This window comes from Paraburkholderia sp. 31.1 (assembly GCF_014397645.1).
Taxonomy (GTDB): Bacteria; Pseudomonadota; Gammaproteobacteria; order Burkholderiales; family Burkholderiaceae; genus Paraburkholderia; species Paraburkholderia tuberum.
Genome location: NZ_VZQN01000154.1, coordinates 1 through 1,404 on the forward strand (window position 1 = coordinate 1; position 1,404 = coordinate 1,404).

Below are 1,404 nucleotides of genomic sequence, written 5' to 3' on the forward strand. Positions count from 1 at the left end.
TGGCAGCGATATGAACCTCTTTGAGTCCCAGCCAAATAGCTTTCGCGCCGGGTTCGCCATCGCCCTTGCGGCCGAGGAATCCGCCCAAGCGCGCGATCAAGCGCAGCACCTCGTTGAGCTTGGGCCTGGCTGGCTGCTTGACGTCGGTCAGCAAATACGCGCCGCGAATTTCATCGACATCGAAGAACAGTTCGGCATCCAGATCGGGGCAACTGCGGCCCATGTGCATCAGATGGACGATTCGCCAAGCCACGACCAGAAACAGCGCCAGCGCGCGTTCGAGCCGTTCGATCGCGCCCAGTTGCAGCGCCTCGACTCGGCAACCGTTCTTCAGCACGTTGAACAGGATCTCGATTTCCCAGCGCGCCCGATACCAGTCGATCAGTTCAATCGCTTCCTGCAGCGTCGTGGCTTCGCGGTTGGTCAGCAAGCGCCATTCGATCGGCTTGACGCCGTCTGGTGCATCAAACTCACGCGCCACCAGACACGTGGCCGCTACGCTTTGACCAACGCCTGCCGGCAGTTCGATGCGCCGCAACCATACGTGCTGGCGCACCTGGCGCGCCTTCACGCCGTGACGCGAGCCCATCGTGAAGGCAATCTCGCCGAGCGGTGCGCCTTCTGTCGTCGCCGTCCAAAGCTTAGCTCCCTCGGGCAGCGCGCGGTCGTGGGTCGAGCGAATCAGCCAATCCGCCGGCGTGCCCAACTCCTGCGCCCGCACCATCAGCGCGAGCATGTCTGCCTCGCGATCAGCGACGTACACCAGTCGCGTGTGCGGCAGGCTCGATGCCGTTTCCGCTACCCGCTCGTAACCCTCGATCCAGCGCAGGCTTTCCTTGAGCCCGCCGCGCTTGCCCTGCGCGTCCTTGGGCTCACGCGCCCACATCCACGCGTCGAGTACACCCAGCGGCACCCGCTCAGGCGTCACCGCATAGGTCGGATGCAAATACATTCCGCGCTGCATCTCGTAAGACAGTGGCCCAAGGCCCGCGGCCTGCCGGCCGTTGAAATCCAGTTCTGTGGTGTCCTGCAGGCACAACACGACCGACTGGGCGGCCATTCGTTGCTCGGTCTGCCGCCAGTGCGGCTCCAGAATCGCACTCCACTGGACCTCGTCGTTGTCGAAGAAGCGGTACGCCGCCATCGTCTCGCCCCAGCCCCGACACGCCTGCGGCACGCCAGCCGTCGGCTTGGCCGCCAATCGTTCCATCAATGTCCTTGCTCGCCTGTTCAAGCGCGCGTCGCCAAGGTCGAGGTCAGCAAATTCGGTTTCCGTCCAGCACGGTGCTTCCAGGGCCAAGGCGTTCACGCAAAAAGCAAGAGTAAACGCGACGCGCCGAAAGTTTACAAGCCCCGGTCGATCTCATTGCTCGACGACGGTTTGTTCCGGCCTACGGTTGCGGA

General features: G+C 63.5%; 1 protein-coding gene. It reads right to left on the reverse strand.

Annotation, left to right across the window (positions count from 1 at the left end):
• Positions 1–1,294: IS4 family transposase (locus F6X37_RS35725; protein WP_187614665.1), on the reverse strand; the 1,294-nt coding region annotated here is incomplete at its 3' end.
• Positions 1,295–1,404 lie beyond the last annotated feature (110 nt).